This window comes from Methylotuvimicrobium sp. KM1 (assembly GCF_044788715.1).
Classification (GTDB): Bacteria; Pseudomonadota; Gammaproteobacteria; order Methylococcales; family Methylomonadaceae; genus Methylotuvimicrobium.
Map to the genome: position 1 here is coordinate 64,648 of NZ_CP173171.1, position 13,678 is coordinate 78,325.

The window sequence follows — 13,678 nt, forward strand, 5'->3', positions numbered from 1 at the left end:
TCCACTGCGCTTCAAAACCCTACTTCAGTTGAGAAAAGGAATCATTCATGATTCCTGTTGCCGGCATCCATGCCGGCAATTTTGATGCGCTCAATCGCTGCGCAGGATCTGGGCTGAACAGGGTATAGATGAGGCAGCGCCGTGGGTCCCGGTTAGGCTGTGACAGTGGCTTGTTGGCTTGTCGCCGCCGTTTTCGCTTTCGGAAGGCCTGTGGCAGGCAATATCAACGATTTTCACGGGTGTGCCACAACCAGCACATAGAAGGTTGATCCCTGAATTTCATAGCGTATCTCGTACTGATCGACAAGCAACCGCCGCACTTCGCGCGGTTCGAACTCGAAGAGCTGTTCGCCGATGCGCGGATTGTCAAACAGGATAGAGGGAGCCTTGACTAGCGCCTGAACGGCCCGCGCGGCGGCATTTTTGTTCGCCGGTGCCAGAAACTCGTACAGGCGTTCCAGATCGGAAAGCGCCTTGCCGGTCCATTTCAATTCCATCAGCGCGGCATCGGCAAGGGCTTGTCGGTGCCTAAACTGTCCGCCCACTCCTGCACGGCTTGGTGGTCGATGACCAGTCCGGCATCCACATCGGCAAGCGCCTCTCGGGTCAAGCGTTCGCGTTCTTCCTCTTGGCTGAGCCATGCCGACAGCGCTTGCTTCATGATCCAGCCGCGCGAGCGCTCCAGTCGCTCGGCCATCCGGTCGACTCTTTCGGCCAGTGGAAGCGGCACATGCGCGGTTAGGACCTTGGTTTCGGTTTTGGCCATGTTGATTCCCTATCGCTAATTAATGATTAAGTTTTAATCGTATTGATTTATTTTTAATCCGTCAATCCGTTACAACCGTTTCTTTCACCGCGTCTAGTGAACAGGTCTTGGCCTGCGGCCAGACGGGGCCGACAGCGAAACGTGGGGGTAAAGCGTGCGGAGTTATGGAGGCAATAGTTCGATCGGTTTTGAAGTGGTACGCTTGATAAGGCTGTGAAGTATGTTCGGGTAGTGGTTTATCTTTTTCAAAAAAAGTGAAACGACTAAGTTAGATAAGTTAAAGAATAAGTTAATTTAAGTTACAGGGTATAAATTAGCTTATTACTTATTGTTTAGTAACGGATTTATTAAAAATGCCGTTCCCAAAGTCACAATGTCATTTTTAGGCTGCGTGCGACGGGCAGTAAGCCAACAAAACATGAAAATAATTAAATTCTTCCTGATACCACAATAGTGATGTATAGTTTAGCCTCATTTTCTATTCCTGATACCACAATAGCGATGGACGATTCGTTATCGGATAAGCGTAAACAAACTGATTTTTTTATCTGTGATGTTTTTGAGACTTTTAAAGATGATTCCGCCTCCATGGAACATCCTGTTTTTAGTCTCTCAACCAAGCCTGATCACAGAATGCTGGTGTATCAGTACAATGGTAATTCGATAAAGATAAAACCCAGTTATACAGGGCTTGCCACGATTCATGACAAGGATATCTTGTTATATCTAACCTCCTGCCTAATGAATGCCAAAAACAATGGCGAGCAAATATCCAGCCGCGTCAGGTTTACCGCTTATGATTACTTAACCTCAACCAACAAATCGATTAACGGCAAGTCCTATTTGCAATTAAAGGAAGGTTTGGAGCGTTTGAGCGGTACCAGGATAGAAACCGATATAACAACCGGCGGTAAAGAGATACAGTCCGAGTTTGGGTTAGTCGATAGCTGGCATATCATCAAGGAAGGGAAGGACGGAAGAATGGTGGCCGTTGAGGTAAAGCTTTCCGAATGGTTCTATAATTCGATCCTCGGCAATGCGGTGCTTAGCATTGATAAAGATTATTTCAACCTGAGAAAGCCCACTGAACGCAGGTTATATGAACTAGCCAGGAAACATTGCGGCAACCAGATAGCCTGGAAAATCGGAATCGACAAGCTAAAGTACAAGATCGGCTCCAATTCGCCGCTGACCAAGTTGAAATTCAACATCAAAAAAATAGCCGAAACCAACCATCTGCCTGAATACAATATTTCGTTGGAAGACGATGTTATCACGTTTACCCGTAAAGAACCGCCGAAAGAACTCAGTCCTCCGGAACAGTTGCCGAAGCACTTCACGAAATCCGAAGTGACCGCCAATGCAAGGCCGGGGGAAACGTACAGCCAAGTCGAAGAACGTTTGAAGCGAGCAAAAAAGCCAAAGGCAACTGAGGATAAAAACAAGGCACCAGTGGAGACAAAGCGGAATAAAAAGCATTTGTCCGATCTTAAGCAGGCGCTGAAATGAACGGTGATCGCGCGTTTGACCGGTAATTCGGTGGCTAAGGATGCCAAGCCGGGGGAAACGTTCGATCAGGCGTTGCAGCGGAAGCAGGAGTTGGCTGAGGTTAAGCGGAAGTTGAGGTGATCGCTCTTGGTTGCTGTGGACTCTTACGGCTTTTCCTCGAGCAAGTACGATAGTCGTCAGAATTACTGTTTAAATTAAAAAATAAGATGAAGATTTATGAAAACAAAACAAATGCTGTTTACTGTAATCGGTTTGGTTATGAGCGTTGTGGGATTGGGGAACGCACAAGCGGTATTACATGATAGAGGAAGTATACCGTTCTTAAATAACGGATTGGTTTATGACGATGTACTTGATATTACCTGGCAGAAAAATGCCAACCTGGCAGCAACTGAGCCATTTGGTGTTAGTTTCCCCGCATATACAAATGGCCGAATGGATTGGGATACAGCAAATCTTTGGATAGACGCGATGAACGAAGCAAATTATCTCGGCTATGATAATTGGCGTTTGCCAGGCTTTACAGGAATTGCAAGGTGTTCAAATTGGAATTGTACTGACAGCGAATTAGGTTATATGTTTTATATAAACATGGGGGCAACTGCTGAAAACTCTATTTTGGATGGTAGTAACACCGACAACTTAGCTTTATTCGACAATCTTCAAACTTTCCGATCTTCCGCATACTGGCTTGGTGAAGAGAATATATATAGGGCTGATAGCGCATGGTCTTTCTATACTCGTTTTGGATTCCAGAATAATTACTTTTATAAATATAATGCCTTTCATCCTTGGGCAGTTCGCTCCGGTGATGTTGCCTTTATTCCTATATCGGGTGCAGTTTGGTTGTTTGGGACCGGTTTGTTGGGCTTGATGGTTTTTTATCAACGATGCAACATTAAGTTGTTAGTAAAATCCACTTACATCTCACCATCATTCGCCGCATCCAGCATAACCACCACAAACGGCCCAGCGCGAAGATTCCCTTCGCCATAACCCCGCACCGGCACCGACGGCCAGCGGTTGAATTCCGGTTCCGCGAGGATTCTTTCGGCCGCGTCCAAACATTCAGCCAGCAAATCCGCATCGATGCCGTGGTCGAGCAGGGCGGTTTGAAGGCTTGGGTATTTGCCTGCCAGATCGTAATCGGCCATCGCCGCCCCGAAGCCTTTGACCCATTCGATCAGTTCCGGATCGTCTTCGTTCGGCACAAAGCCCTTGCCGCCGGATTTAAAAAACGCCCAGCCTTGCGCCCAGTGGTTTGGTATGTCGCTCATTGTTTACCTACCTTTTTAATGTAGTCATCGTAGAATTTGTTCGCGGCAATGCTATTGGCGATATCGCCGGCATAAGGGTCCCAATCGTTCACCACGACATCGGGATTGTCCTTGAGCCATGCCCGGAACTCATTGAGGATGCCTTTGCTGGTCAGTTCGGGGGTGGTGCAATTGAATACTTCGCAAAGGTGGCTTTTGATTCGGTACATGGCTACTATGCTTTAGTTGTATTTTTAAAATAACGAAAAAGGAACCTGAATGAAATTTTTATTAACATTTTTAGCGGTTATTTTCTTGATTGGTTGTACTACAGCCGGCCCTTACGTCACTAACATTTCAAGTGACGGCAATAACGGATTGAATATCGAGAAATGCAAAGTTGAACTCAATGCGTTTTTAGGTGTTGTAAATACTGGTGATTGTTCGAGCAGCAATATAAAACTTTCACATCAATAACGATTTATTTGTTTTCACAATCGTTATCTCTCCAAACCCCACCCTGACCGCCGCGTCCAGTCGCTTGAACACCCGCGTTTGACCTGTACATAAGTGACCAATGACGCCAAGCCGGGCGAGACGTTAGAGCAGGCGCTGCAGCGTAAGCGGGATTTGGCGGATGTTAAAAGAAAACTGAGGTGAAAATATGAAAGTTGGATTCCGGAAACCGTCATTGAAAAAACGTTTAGCCGCGCGAACATCGGTTAAGCGTCATGTTCGCCATTCCCTCGGCGTTAAAGCGCCACGTGGGTACGGTTGGCTAACCAACCCCAAAAAAGCCGCGTACAATCGGGTTTATTCGAGAACGACATTTGGTTTGGCGGATCTGCTCAAATGGTTGTTTGGCGGGAAATGGTGATTGGCTCTCCCTATGGCTATACGGGACAATGAATAGCCAGAAGTTGCGGAGAAGGTATGGCCGATCACAGAATTGATACGATAACGGCATTGCGCGAAGTAGTGGTTTATGGGCTGTTTGATGGAGGCGGCTTTGGTCTTCGAGAGGTGCGCGAAGATATGGAAAAATCCGGATTGTCGGTTCCGTTGGCAATGGACGAGGAGATTCTTGAGTCGGTTCTGTTCGATGATTTAGCAGAGTTGCTATTCGTTGACGACGACACGCAACCCTTTTCCCACTGGTGGTGGCATCTCGGAAAAATCCGCGATAAGACTTTTCCAGCTGAACAGTTGCCGGCACATTTGCGCGAGGTTTATTTAGAGTCTGAAAAAATTCGTTCTATGTAACTTCTTAGGTATTGTTATTTTATCTCCTCATCATTCGCCGCCTCCGACAGCACAAACACCACAGGCGCGTCCCGCAACACGTTCTCGCCATAACCCCGCACCGGCACCGACGGCCAGCGGTTAAATTCCGGTTCCGCGAGGATTCTTTCGGCCGCGTCCAAACATTCAGCCAGCAAATCGGCATCGATGCCGTGATCGAGTAGGGCGGTTTGAAGGCTCGGATATTCGCCTGCCAAGTCGTAATCGGCCATCGCCGCCCCGAAGCCTTTAACCCATTCGATCAGTTCCGGATCGTCTTCGTTCGGCACAAAGCCTTTGCCGCCGGATTTAAAAAACGCCCAGCCTTGCGCCCAGTGGTTTGGTATGTCGGTCATTGTGTTGTCTCCGTTTACCGAACAATCGTTATTTTCCCTAACCGCTTATGATGATGTTCGATATTTGAACTTAATTTAAAGTATTGGACTTCTCAAAACGGAGCCTTTTTTTGTAACCCGGTCAAAGCTAAAAATGTGTTCTCTTGGACTGTCGGCACAGCGACCAACTAAGCGTCTGGGAAAGTCGGGTTCACCGTTATCGAGGTGGACTGTTGCTCCGCAGACCGGACAGGGCGCGGTATAGCTTACAAGGCGGATAATCCTTAAGTCGCCGTTTCTGAACAACTCCAGTTGCGCCGATTTTTGTTCTATAGCGGTTATTAACTCGGGAGCGACGACAAGGCGATCTTCGAATAAACGGAGCCAAGGCCTGATGAAAAAGATCCAAACTCCACATGGAAAAGCAAAGATGCCTATAAATGCCGTCAACTCTCGGGTTGTTACCGGTTTTGGAATGGTTAGGCCTAGCCAGGCGAATAAAGAGAGTGCAACTACACTGCCGCCAATGGTGATTAACCAACCGATGATTAACCAGATATGCCAGCTCGTTAGGCAAATACGACCATCATGGAATAGCCATTTTGCCCACCAAGTTGTTTTTACTTCACCGTTTTCAGCTAATTCATACTGGAAGCTAATTCGGGTTTGATTTTGCGTTTTATCCTGCTCAGCTACTGAATTTTGTTTGTTATCATTGTCGGCGATTTCAGGAATTGGTTCGGCTTTGATCCAATATAGGGATTCGTGGCCACGTCCTTTCGAGATATAGAAATCAAGTTCCGGATAGCAATCAAGATTCCTTTTTTCGGCAAGCGCGATCACTTCTTCTTTTCTTGAATTCCAATAGGGCAAAACCGCTTTATTCCAATTGACCCACTTATTCGCAGGTTCATTAGTGATTACCTCAGCAGCTGCCACTATGTCCTTATTAGTAATTCGCCTTTGAGATTCTTCCATATGGGCCTTAGTAAGCGATTCCTTCGCTAGCGCTCGAAGGACTTGGTGCGGTTTTTCATCACTTGGGATACTGTCTACCCAATCCATAAGGCATTGAATTACCTCACGCATAAATCACCCTAAACCGGTTTATGGTGGTTAAAGCCTTTTTCGCTGGGAAAAAATACATAAAACTGAGCTCTCCTAACTTAAAACTTTGAGGTTAATAACTATGAGCACTCAGTTCGCAATAGATCATAAAAATCGTCTTATCCATATTTCCGAAGCTGAACGCGGATTAATCTGTAATTGTTACTGTATGGTATGTAACGAGCGGATGGTAGCGAAGAAAGGGCAGGAAAGGGAACACCATTTCGCCCATGAATCGAATAAAGCCGCTTGTATCATCAACCATGAAACGCTGTTGCACCAGTTCGCCAAGCGCGTCATACAGGATGCCGGGGGGCTTGTCGTTCCGCCGGACAGCAACCGTAAAATAACCGGTTCGCTTCAGATCAGTCAAAATAACCCGACTTGGTTGATGCTGGATCGAGTGGAAGAAGAGAAACAGTTAGACGACATTAGGCCGGACTTGATTGGATACACTTTAGACGCGCAAGTTTTAATCGAGGTTGCCTACAGTTCTTTTGTCGATGATGAAAAAATGGCGAAATTGGAGGCACGCGATCTTTTGGCTCTGGAGATCGATTTGCGTGCTTTCGACCCGGAATATTTCGACGTGGAAACCACTAAGGAAGCCATTTTAAACGGCGTCGATTTGAAGAAGTGGCTCTACTTTCCGGAACCTGCCGTGGTCGAGACAAAACCGGCTTTTACCGAAGAGATCGTAACCATTAAGGGAATGTGGGTTTCCCTCAGAATGTTACCGTTTGGTGATCTGGCCGTAAAAGTCATAGCTTACAATCCGGAAGTCAACGCTATCGTGAAAGCCATTGCCAAACGTTATTACGGCAGATGGCGGCAAGATTATAAGAACTGGATTGTTCCGAATCGCTGGCTGCAACATGCGATAAATGATTTACGGGCCGAAGCCGACCAGGCTTGAAACGGCATGGCAATGATCTAACTGTAAAGAGAACACCAATGGAAAAACGTACCGCTGCTAAAGCCGAAAAATGGAATAACGAACTGGCTGTACAAAGAAGCCGAAGAAAAGAAACGGATCAAAGAAAGCAACGCGAACAAAAAGTTTCATCGGGCGAATATATACCAAGACGTTACACGGAGCCGGTTTTTGGCGACAACAAAATCAAGGCCAGAAACAACGAAAGGCTGCTGCTTTATTTTTTTATCGGCGTTATCGCTTGCATAGTGGTTTGGAAAGGATTTGACGTAATCCGGGAGCGGTATTGGATGGACGAATTGAAGGCGGGGAACCAGAAACGCTTGACGACTCTTGAGCATGAAACCCGCAAAAGCGGAGACGATCTAAAAAAATTGCCGTCAGGTTATAGGCCGGCAAACGCCAGCAATTACCAGTTTAAAACGCAAGACGTCTATAAAGGCAGCGTTTGTAAAGATCATGTGAAAACCGAAATTTACGAAAGAACGACGCTGCGGTGCGATAAAAATTCAGGTCGGTGCACTACCATTAGTTCAAAGACGTACAACAAAAAAGGGGATTGTTAGCCATTCCATGACGTATTCGGGATTTGTAGAACGCGCAGAATTTTTCGGCGAATTTCCCATTGATCATTTCGCCGTATTCCAGGCTATGGCTGATACGCTGGTCCGGGTTCGCCCGGTGCCAGGCGTTAAACTCTTCGAGTACGCCGTTGTTTTCCAGTTGATGCCCGGTGCAGTCAAATACCTCGCAGAGCTGGCTTTTTATTCGGTACATATAGATTAACTTTTATGTTAGATTCTATAGCGCTTAGAGGGTGGAAACTTTTAACAGAACAATATGAAAACGAAAAGTTATTTATCTTGGCAATACGATGAATTTAAGCAAGTCGGCAGAGATTACGGCGAGCCAATTGAAGTTGACCGATACGACTCCAGCCATGCCGAATTTCGCGATGTGGCGGGCGAGAACAATGCAATCCTGGACACTATTGCAATAAGCCCTGGTGATAACGTGATAGATTTTGGTTGTGGTACAGGCGAGTTTGCATTGCAGGCGGCTTTACGTTGTAGACACGTTCATTCTGTTGATGTTTCCGAGGCGATGTTGTCTTTTGCGAAAGCAAAAGCCGAAAAAGCCGGTATTTCCAATATCAGCTTCCACCATGCAGGATTTTTGACCTATGCCCCTGAAGAACAAAGTATCGATGCGATTGTCACGTCCTTTGCCTTTCATCATTTGCCCGATTTCTGGAAAGGCGTTGCACTCGATCGGCTGTATCGCTTCTTGAAACCGGGAGGCCGGTTGTATTTGCATGACGTGATCTTGTCTGAAAATCACGCGCTGGAAAATATCGCCGCCTTCATCGACAAACAAGCGGCGGTCGGCGGAGACTTTTTGCGAAAAGATGCCGAAGGGCATTTTCGGGACGAGTATTCCACTTACGAATGGGTCATGGATGGTTTACTTGAGCGTTCCGGTTTTGTCGTCAAGCACAAAAGCATGCAAGAGGGCGTATTGGGTACCTATTTATGTCAACGGTGACTGTACACTGATTTCCTCAAACCCTATATCAAACAAAACCCCCACCGCCGCGTCCAGGCGCTTGAACACGCGAACCTGGCCACGCGCGGTTTCGAGCATCGGATTCAGCTTGTGCTTGCCGGACAGCGTTGCGGTCCAACCGTCTCCGGAGGCGTGTTTTTGGATGACGGGCGCCTCTAAAGCGCCCGCCTGAAATAAAATGTCGGCTTCTTTAATATTCATATTCACTTTTGCGGCTACAAAAGCTAGACTAAGTTAAAACAAAATTACACTTTTGTATGATAAAAGTGAATCCATGATCGTGCGAATAGCCTTTATTGTAGCCTTATTCTTGCCTTTCCGGGTAGCGGCCTGGGATGACGACGCCGTGTTGTCGTTCATCGGCCGGGTCAATCCGACCCTTCTGGCGCAGCAAAACGTCACCAAGGCCTATGCCAAGCCGGACGCCTTGACCTGGGCGTTGCAGAACACTTCGCTGGCCGGCCGGGTCGGTATCGGCGGCACCGAGTTCCGGGACGATCCCTACACTGTGTTCGGCGGCCTGCAGATCAACATCCCGCTGTCGTCTGTCAAGGAGGAAAGGGAGGCGGCCTTGAAGCAAGTCGCCGAAGCCAAGGCGTTTGACGATATGCTGTCGCGCGTGGTCGCCGATATCGTGCAATTGCGGCAATTGGAAGCCGATTTGGAGGCTTCGGAAGTGAAGCGCACGTTTCTCAAGGAGAAGGCCGCGTGGGTCAAGGACCGCATCGACCAAGGCTACGCCTCGGACATGAACGAGCTGTGGCAAATCGGCAGCAAGGTCAACGCCGAAGACGCCCTGGTGGCCAAAGACACGCTGCTGATCAAGACGCAGCGCTACAAGCTGGCCCGCTATGCCGGCCCGGAATGGCGGACGCTGTTGGCGTATCTGGAGGGCAAGACTGAAACCTTGGGAGGCACCGATGGATGAGATTGTCGGCTTGATCGGCCGGGAAGAAGTGGTCGGCGATTTGGTCGCCGAGATCAAGAAGGGCAAGCACGTCATTCTGACCGGCCCGGTCGGCATCGGCAAATCGGCGGTGCTGAGGGCCGCGCTGGACCGGCTCGGGGCGAAGGTTCCGCTGTTGATCCGGCTGCACGATCATCAGGCGAAAGGGCAATTCGTCGACATGGCCCGGCAAATGCTGGCGCTGGATCTGGTCACGCCGCAAGAGTTGGAATTGCCGGCGAAGTATCACGATACGCCGGGATCGGAAATCGACTGGAAAGAGATCAAAAGCCAGGTCAACCGGATGAGCATGCGGGATTTGACGCAAGCGGTGATACCGGCTTTGGCCCGCGCCGAAGACAAGCCGGTGTTCGCGGTCGACGACCTGACCAGTTTGACGCCGACGCAAATGGCGTTCTGGCTGGCCATTTTCGACCATGCCCAGGTGATCGGCTGCGCCTCCGAGAAAAAGGCCCGGGTCCGGAAACTGTGGTGGAAAATGCGCGAGATTCCGGTCAAGCCGCTGCCTCCGGACACGATCCGGGCGATTGTCAAACGCTACATCGAAACCAAAGGCATCCTGATCGAATCGCCGGAGCTGTACATCAGCCACGTCGTCAAGCAGTCGGGCGGGGTACCGCAAGCGATCTACGACATGCTCGACGAATCCGGAAAGGAAAGGATCATCGACAAGCGCAAGGTGCGGGAGATGCGCCACGAGGCCGGCGTGCAATATCTCGACTTCACGCCGATGGTAATGGTATTGGGGGCGCTGATCGTGTCGATGCGCTATGTCGGCATGGGTACCGGGGACAAGACGCTGTACATCATGGGCGGAATCGGGGCCGCGCTGTTCCTGACCTTCCGCTATTTCATCTTCAAGGGGGTAGGGCGGTGAATTAGCAGTGTGGGATCGACAATGTTAATTACAATCAATGACTTTATGTTCCATGGGTTTCCGCTTTGCTTCCGCACCGAGCCTTTTGCCTGATTCCCACGCTTTGGTCAGTTCTGGCTTGCCGAACAGCGAGAAATGGCAATTGGTCGTGTTTGCGCCATTGAATTCCGCATCGTAACCCATGCGCTCTGCGTAGTCTTTCGTTACTGGAGGCAGCATTTTAAAGAGCATGATGTTTCCTCTTTTCGTTGAATTATTGAATAAATCTTAACCCATGTTTATTAGCAATGCGTAGTCTCAAAAAGATATGACTTAATATCATACTATATCATTTCATACCTTATGCTAGCTGCCACCCACGCCGCCTTTTCGACCGCGCTCTATCTCGGCGGCGCGGCCGTCTTCGAATACCCGACCGAACCGATTGCCTGGGGCCTCGCGATCTTGTTTTCGTTCATGCCCGATATCGACATCCCGACTTCGCGCGTCGGCCGGCCGCTGTTCTTCATATCGGTGCCGCTCGAGAAGCGTTTCGGCCACCGGACCGTTACCCATTCCCTAATCGGCGTCGGCGTCCTCGCGGCGCTGGCCTCGCCGTTGTATCTCGTCTGGCCGATGGGCTTTTGGGCGATCCTCGGCGGCTATTGGTCGCATATCCAGATCGACATGGCCAATATCCGGGGCGTCGACCTGTTCTGGCCGTCGCCGCTGCGCGTGGTGATGCCCGGCAAGGTCAAATACCGGCTGGAAGTCGGCAGCAAGGCGGAAATGATCGTGCTCTGCGCGATGCTGGTATTCTGCGTCGGGCTGTATCCGATGAGCAATCTTGGGCTGCGCGGCGGCTTGCATCAGATATTGAAAGATTTCGATATCGCCTACAGCGAGTTCGTCAAGGTCCAAGGCCTCACCTGGCACACGCTGGAACTGAAAGCGATCGACAATTTGACGCTGGAACACATTGAATGCGCCTGCCCGGTGCTCGGCGCCTGGCAAAAGGGGCTGATCGTCGAATACCAAGGCCAAGCCCGTTCGGTCGGCAAGAGCCAATTGCATCACAACCTGTATCCGGTCGAAGCGGTGTTGATCGAGGGCGAGCCGCTGCGCGTGATTTCCCAGCGCGTCGACATGAAAGGCCGGTCGCTCCGCTGGCTGGTCGATAACCTGCAGGCGAACCACGCTTATTACTTGCTCGGCGAATTGCACATCGACGCCGACAAGGTGGTCGATGTCACGCAATTGGAGGTTTACCATCCGGCCAGCTGGAGCGGGGCTAAGGTCAAGCTGCATTACGCGAAGGCCGGGGATTTGGCGGATTATTTGAACCTGACCGCGATCCGGGGCGAGGTGGTGGTGCAGTTTTGGCTGCGGCCGGGGGATGCGATGGTGGATCTGAAATTCAGCGGTAGCGATGCTGGGAACCGGATTCCAGGCATTCTGCAAAACTTTTAATCCCTGTGAATATGGATTCTTATTATTTATTTGTTAACTAACATATATATATTTTAGTTACATTTGTAAATTAAGGATCAACATTTTTATGCCGCCTCCAATTCGCTCAGTTGCCGCTCGATGTCACGCCGGTACGATGCAATCGAATTTACAAGATCGACGGTGGCCAGCGTGTCGGTCGTGGCCGAATGCGCGGAACCTGTCCATGATATGCCGGCTATCGATGTCGCTGTTTCCAGTGATATTGAGCCGTAGCGGTTCGTGGGACCGAAAGCCTTGGCCGCCAAGTACATCGCGCATCGGGTTTCGACCGCTTTCCACCAGTCCGTGGATTCGCCGAACGCGGTACACGTCTGATACACCATGCGGGAATCGAACTCGGCATTGAAAATCACCACAATCCGCCCGGCGACCAGCTCTTTGACCTGATGGGCGACTTCGGGCCAGGCCGGCGCCGATGTCAAGGCGGCTTCATCGATGCCGTGAATGGCAGATGCATCCGGCTCGATAGGGATGGTCGGTTTCATCTTGGTTTCGAAATGCACATGACCGGCCGCATCCGCTAGAGCCAGCTCGATAATCTGCGCGTTATAACCGAGGCCGGTGGTTTCCGTGTCGAGGAAAAGCGGGTCTTCGGCAAGCCAAGCGCAGGCGATTTCGCCGGCAAGCGCTTCATTGCTGCGGAGTTTCGCTTTCAAGGACATGATCGCTCTGGCACGTTTTTGCTTCTCTGTCGGCTCACGCTGTTGGATTGTCCGGATCGGCACGCAGTCGGCTATTCGATAAACCCCGAATTCTCGACCATAGTCGTTTTTGTAGTGCTTTATGGGAATGGCGTCCGGTTTTGGTTTCATCCTGAATTCGTCCCGCAACCGACTCTTGGTAAAGCATCTGTCAGCGGCGATGGCTTCATCTCTGGCTTTTTGTAGTGCGTTGTCGTCCATAGCGGAGGTAAATTGATCAATACCAATTTATATTTATAGATAACCGATTTTCCATTAGCCTAAAACTTCCGTCAAGACTAAAATATATATATGTTAGATAAAGTTGGTAATAACAATGGCTAAATCTGGGCGATCGATCTATTTTTACACATTGGATCACTACAAGGCCGATATCGAAATTGCTATGGATCTGGAGAATTTAGAACAGCGAAGGGCGATGGCGGCGGCTGCGTCGAAACGATATAAACAAACCGTGCTTTTCTATTGGCTGGAAAGGGCGGAAGTAGATGATGGCGTGGATCTGACACCAACCTTGGCGCTGAACCTGGTGAAGGGCTGGATGGGACGAGGCATTGACCGTTTGACATTAAACAAATGGTTCGCTGTCACCGGGCGCACGGCCGCTAACAAAAGCAGGGATCATCACAGGAAGGATGAGTTGATAGAGAAATACAAGGAGCAAGTGGATCGAGACATCAAAAAAGCGATCAGCGACATGGGGAAGGTTAGGAAAGCTGTATTTTATAGAATCATCTAAAATACCTATCCAGGAAGCAGGATAAACAAGCCATTTACCGGAAATACAACTTCAACCTGATCGAGCTGACCGACGACGAAGTGCTCAATCTGGATGACATCTTGCCCAGATTGGGGGACCGTAAGGATTCCTTCGTAAATGAGTAACAT

21 protein-coding genes and 1 pseudogene are annotated in these 13,678 nt (G+C 49.4%); 13 read left to right on the top strand and 9 right to left on the bottom strand.

Annotation, left to right across the window (positions count from 1 at the left end):
• Positions 1 to 223: 223 nt before the first annotated feature.
• Both ACINK7_RS22835 and ACINK7_RS22840 read right to left on the bottom strand, forming a co-directional pair.
• Positions 224 to 497: pseudogene (locus tag ACINK7_RS22835) on the bottom strand (type II toxin-antitoxin system RelE/ParE family toxin).
• On the bottom strand, positions 497 to 766 hold the full coding sequence (locus ACINK7_RS22840) for a CopG family ribbon-helix-helix protein (RefSeq protein ID WP_404361512.1): 270 nt from the start codon (positions 764 to 766) through the stop codon (positions 497 to 499). Before ACINK7_RS22840 ends, ACINK7_RS22835 begins: the two are co-directional and overlap by 1 nt.
• A gap of 501 nt (positions 767 to 1,267) precedes the next feature.
• Here ACINK7_RS22840 and trfA point away from each other — a divergent pair.
• Positions 1,268 to 2,275, top strand: coding sequence for a plasmid replication initiator TrfA (gene trfA / locus ACINK7_RS22845; protein WP_404361514.1), 1,008 nt, complete (start codon positions 1,268 to 1,270; stop codon positions 2,273 to 2,275).
• A 216-nt stretch (positions 2,276 to 2,491) separates the two neighbouring features.
• On the top strand, positions 2,492 to 3,271 hold the full coding sequence (locus ACINK7_RS22850; protein WP_404361515.1) for a DUF1566 domain-containing protein: 780 nt from the start codon (positions 2,492 to 2,494) through the stop codon (positions 3,269 to 3,271).
• Here the strand turns inward: ACINK7_RS22850 and ACINK7_RS22855 are convergent.
• Entirely contained in the window at positions 3,196 to 3,552 is a 357-nt protein-coding gene (locus ACINK7_RS22855; protein WP_404361517.1) for a hypothetical protein, read from the bottom strand. The two genes, ACINK7_RS22850 and ACINK7_RS22855, sit on opposite strands and share 76 nt — an antisense overlap.
• A complete protein-coding gene (locus tag ACINK7_RS22860; protein ID WP_404361518.1) occupies positions 3,549 to 3,761 on the bottom strand; it encodes a hypothetical protein in 213 nt (70 codons plus the stop codon). Before ACINK7_RS22860 ends, ACINK7_RS22855 begins: the two co-directional genes overlap by 4 nt.
• 49 nt (positions 3,762 to 3,810) lie before the next feature.
• On the opposite strand from ACINK7_RS22860, the gene ACINK7_RS22865 reads away from it, so the two are divergent.
• The 3 genes from ACINK7_RS22865 to ACINK7_RS22875 all read left to right on the top strand — a co-directional run bounded on the left by ACINK7_RS22865 (position 3,811) and on the right by ACINK7_RS22875 (position 4,794).
• Positions 3,811 to 4,008, top strand: coding sequence for a hypothetical protein (locus ACINK7_RS22865; RefSeq protein WP_404361520.1), 198 nt, complete (start codon positions 3,811 to 3,813; stop codon positions 4,006 to 4,008).
• 187 nt (positions 4,009 to 4,195) lie between these two features.
• Positions 4,196 to 4,408, top strand: a complete 213-nt coding sequence (locus tag ACINK7_RS22870; protein ID WP_404361521.1) for a hypothetical protein — start codon at positions 4,196 to 4,198, stop codon at positions 4,406 to 4,408.
• Between the two features lie 56 nt (positions 4,409 to 4,464).
• On the top strand, positions 4,465 to 4,794 hold the full coding sequence (locus ACINK7_RS22875) for a hypothetical protein (RefSeq protein WP_404361522.1): 330 nt from the start codon (positions 4,465 to 4,467) through the stop codon (positions 4,792 to 4,794).
• Between the two features lie 14 nt (positions 4,795 to 4,808).
• On the opposite strand, the gene ACINK7_RS22880 is transcribed toward ACINK7_RS22875, so the two are convergent.
• The gene (locus tag ACINK7_RS22880; RefSeq protein ID WP_404361523.1) at positions 4,809 to 5,168 is read right to left on the bottom strand and encodes a hypothetical protein; all 360 of its coding nucleotides are present in this window, start codon (positions 5,166 to 5,168) and stop codon (positions 4,809 to 4,811) included.
• Between the two features lie 75 nt (positions 5,169 to 5,243).
• The gene (locus ACINK7_RS22885; protein ID WP_404361524.1) at positions 5,244 to 6,212 is read right to left on the bottom strand and encodes an NfeD family protein; all 969 of its coding nucleotides are present in this window, start codon (positions 6,210 to 6,212) and stop codon (positions 5,244 to 5,246) included.
• Positions 6,213 to 6,336: 124 nt separating this feature from the next.
• Here ACINK7_RS22885 and ACINK7_RS22890 point away from each other — a divergent pair, with 124 nt between their 5' ends.
• The 4 genes from ACINK7_RS22890 to ACINK7_RS22905 are packed head-to-tail and all read left to right on the top strand — an operon-like array spanning position 6,337 to position 8,733.
• Entirely contained in the window at positions 6,337 to 7,170 is an 834-nt protein-coding gene (locus ACINK7_RS22890; RefSeq protein ID WP_404361525.1) for a competence protein CoiA family protein, read from the top strand.
• A 38-nt stretch (positions 7,171 to 7,208) separates the two neighbouring features.
• A complete protein-coding gene (locus tag ACINK7_RS22895) occupies positions 7,209 to 7,754 on the top strand; it encodes a hypothetical protein (RefSeq protein ID WP_404361526.1) in 546 nt (181 codons plus the stop codon).
• A gap of 7 nt (positions 7,755 to 7,761) precedes the next feature.
• Positions 7,762 to 7,974 (top strand): hypothetical protein, encoded by a 213-nt coding sequence (locus tag ACINK7_RS22900; protein ID WP_404361527.1) that lies wholly within the window; start codon positions 7,762 to 7,764, stop codon positions 7,972 to 7,974.
• A 54-nt stretch (positions 7,975 to 8,028) separates the two neighbouring features.
• Complete coding sequence (locus tag ACINK7_RS22905) at positions 8,029 to 8,733, top strand: class I SAM-dependent methyltransferase (RefSeq protein WP_404361528.1); 705 nt, start codon at positions 8,029 to 8,031, stop codon at positions 8,731 to 8,733.
• Here the strand turns inward: ACINK7_RS22905 and ACINK7_RS22910 are convergent.
• The gene (locus tag ACINK7_RS22910; protein ID WP_404361529.1) at positions 8,719 to 8,955 is read right to left on the bottom strand and encodes a hypothetical protein; all 237 of its coding nucleotides are present in this window, start codon (positions 8,953 to 8,955) and stop codon (positions 8,719 to 8,721) included. The genes ACINK7_RS22905 and ACINK7_RS22910 overlap by 15 nt on opposite strands.
• Before the next feature lie 73 nt (positions 8,956 to 9,028).
• Here ACINK7_RS22910 and ACINK7_RS22915 point away from each other — a divergent pair, with 73 nt between their 5' ends.
• Positions 9,029 to 9,682 carry a hypothetical protein gene (locus ACINK7_RS22915; RefSeq protein WP_404361530.1) on the top strand — a complete coding sequence of 218 codons (654 nt, stop codon included), beginning with the start codon at positions 9,029 to 9,031 and terminating at the stop codon, positions 9,680 to 9,682.
• Entirely contained in the window at positions 9,675 to 10,598 is a 924-nt protein-coding gene (locus ACINK7_RS22920; protein ID WP_404361532.1) for an ATP-binding protein, read from the top strand. Before ACINK7_RS22915 ends, ACINK7_RS22920 begins: the two co-directional genes overlap by 8 nt.
• 24 nt (positions 10,599 to 10,622) lie before the next feature.
• Here ACINK7_RS22920 and ACINK7_RS22925 read toward each other — a convergent pair whose 3' ends face one another.
• Complete coding sequence (locus tag ACINK7_RS22925; protein ID WP_404361533.1) at positions 10,623 to 10,829, bottom strand: hypothetical protein; 207 nt, start codon at positions 10,827 to 10,829, stop codon at positions 10,623 to 10,625.
• Between the two features lie 111 nt (positions 10,830 to 10,940).
• Between ACINK7_RS22925 and ACINK7_RS22930 the strand changes: the two genes are divergently transcribed.
• Complete coding sequence (locus ACINK7_RS22930; protein ID WP_404361535.1) at positions 10,941 to 12,047, top strand: metal-dependent hydrolase; 1,107 nt, start codon at positions 10,941 to 10,943, stop codon at positions 12,045 to 12,047.
• An 86-nt stretch (positions 12,048 to 12,133) separates the two neighbouring features.
• Here the strand turns inward: ACINK7_RS22930 and ACINK7_RS22935 are convergent, their stop codons facing one another.
• Positions 12,134 to 12,991 (bottom strand): exonuclease domain-containing protein, encoded by an 858-nt coding sequence (locus tag ACINK7_RS22935; RefSeq protein ID WP_404361537.1) that lies wholly within the window; start codon positions 12,989 to 12,991, stop codon positions 12,134 to 12,136.
• A 115-nt stretch (positions 12,992 to 13,106) separates the two neighbouring features.
• On the opposite strand from ACINK7_RS22935, the gene ACINK7_RS22940 reads away from it, so the two are divergent.
• Positions 13,107 to 13,529: a hypothetical protein gene (locus ACINK7_RS22940; protein WP_404361539.1), complete on the top strand. Its 423-nt coding sequence runs from the start codon at positions 13,107 to 13,109 to the stop codon at positions 13,527 to 13,529.
• Positions 13,530 to 13,678 lie beyond the last annotated feature (149 nt).

Bases quoted from the DNA above. Each gene is read 5' to 3' on its own strand.
- ACINK7_RS22895 (WP_404361526.1), top strand. From the start codon at position 7,209: ATGGAAAAACGTACCGCTGCTAAAGCCGAAAAATGGAATAACGAACTG.
- ACINK7_RS22890 (WP_404361525.1), top strand. From the start codon at position 6,337: ATGAGCACTCAGTTCGCAATAGATCATAAAAATCGTCTTATCCATATT.
- ACINK7_RS22860 (WP_404361518.1), bottom strand. From the start codon at position 3,761: ATGTACCGAATCAAAAGCCACCTTTGCGAAGTATTCAATTGCACCACC.
- ACINK7_RS22840 (WP_404361512.1), bottom strand. From the start codon at position 766: ATGGCCAAAACCGAAACCAAGGTCCTAACCGCGCATGTGCCGCTTCCA.
- ACINK7_RS22885 (WP_404361524.1), bottom strand. From the start codon at position 6,212: ATGGATTGGGTAGACAGTATCCCAAGTGATGAAAAACCGCACCAAGTC.
- ACINK7_RS22905 (WP_404361528.1), top strand. From the start codon at position 8,029: ATGAAAACGAAAAGTTATTTATCTTGGCAATACGATGAATTTAAGCAA.
- ACINK7_RS22870 (WP_404361521.1), top strand. From the start codon at position 4,196: ATGAAAGTTGGATTCCGGAAACCGTCATTGAAAAAACGTTTAGCCGCG.
- ACINK7_RS22920 (WP_404361532.1), top strand. From the start codon at position 9,675: ATGGATGAGATTGTCGGCTTGATCGGCCGGGAAGAAGTGGTCGGCGAT.
- ACINK7_RS22855 (WP_404361517.1), bottom strand. From the start codon at position 3,552: ATGAGCGACATACCAAACCACTGGGCGCAAGGCTGGGCGTTTTTTAAA.
- ACINK7_RS22850 (WP_404361515.1), top strand. From the start codon at position 2,492: ATGAAAACAAAACAAATGCTGTTTACTGTAATCGGTTTGGTTATGAGC.
- ACINK7_RS22910 (WP_404361529.1), bottom strand. From the start codon at position 8,955: ATGAATATTAAAGAAGCCGACATTTTATTTCAGGCGGGCGCTTTAGAG.
- ACINK7_RS22925 (WP_404361533.1), bottom strand. From the start codon at position 10,829: ATGCTCTTTAAAATGCTGCCTCCAGTAACGAAAGACTACGCAGAGCGC.
- ACINK7_RS22880 (WP_404361523.1), bottom strand. From the start codon at position 5,168: ATGACCGACATACCAAACCACTGGGCGCAAGGCTGGGCGTTTTTTAAA.
- ACINK7_RS22865 (WP_404361520.1), top strand. From the start codon at position 3,811: ATGAAATTTTTATTAACATTTTTAGCGGTTATTTTCTTGATTGGTTGT.
- ACINK7_RS22940 (WP_404361539.1), top strand. From the start codon at position 13,107: ATGGCTAAATCTGGGCGATCGATCTATTTTTACACATTGGATCACTAC.
- ACINK7_RS22930 (WP_404361535.1), top strand. From the start codon at position 10,941: ATGCTAGCTGCCACCCACGCCGCCTTTTCGACCGCGCTCTATCTCGGC.
- ACINK7_RS22935 (WP_404361537.1), bottom strand. From the start codon at position 12,991: ATGGACGACAACGCACTACAAAAAGCCAGAGATGAAGCCATCGCCGCT.
- ACINK7_RS22900 (WP_404361527.1), top strand. From the start codon at position 7,762: ATGACGTATTCGGGATTTGTAGAACGCGCAGAATTTTTCGGCGAATTT.
- ACINK7_RS22915 (WP_404361530.1), top strand. From the start codon at position 9,029: ATGATCGTGCGAATAGCCTTTATTGTAGCCTTATTCTTGCCTTTCCGG.
- trfA (WP_404361514.1), top strand. From the start codon at position 1,268: ATGGACGATTCGTTATCGGATAAGCGTAAACAAACTGATTTTTTTATC.
- ACINK7_RS22875 (WP_404361522.1), top strand. From the start codon at position 4,465: ATGGCCGATCACAGAATTGATACGATAACGGCATTGCGCGAAGTAGTG.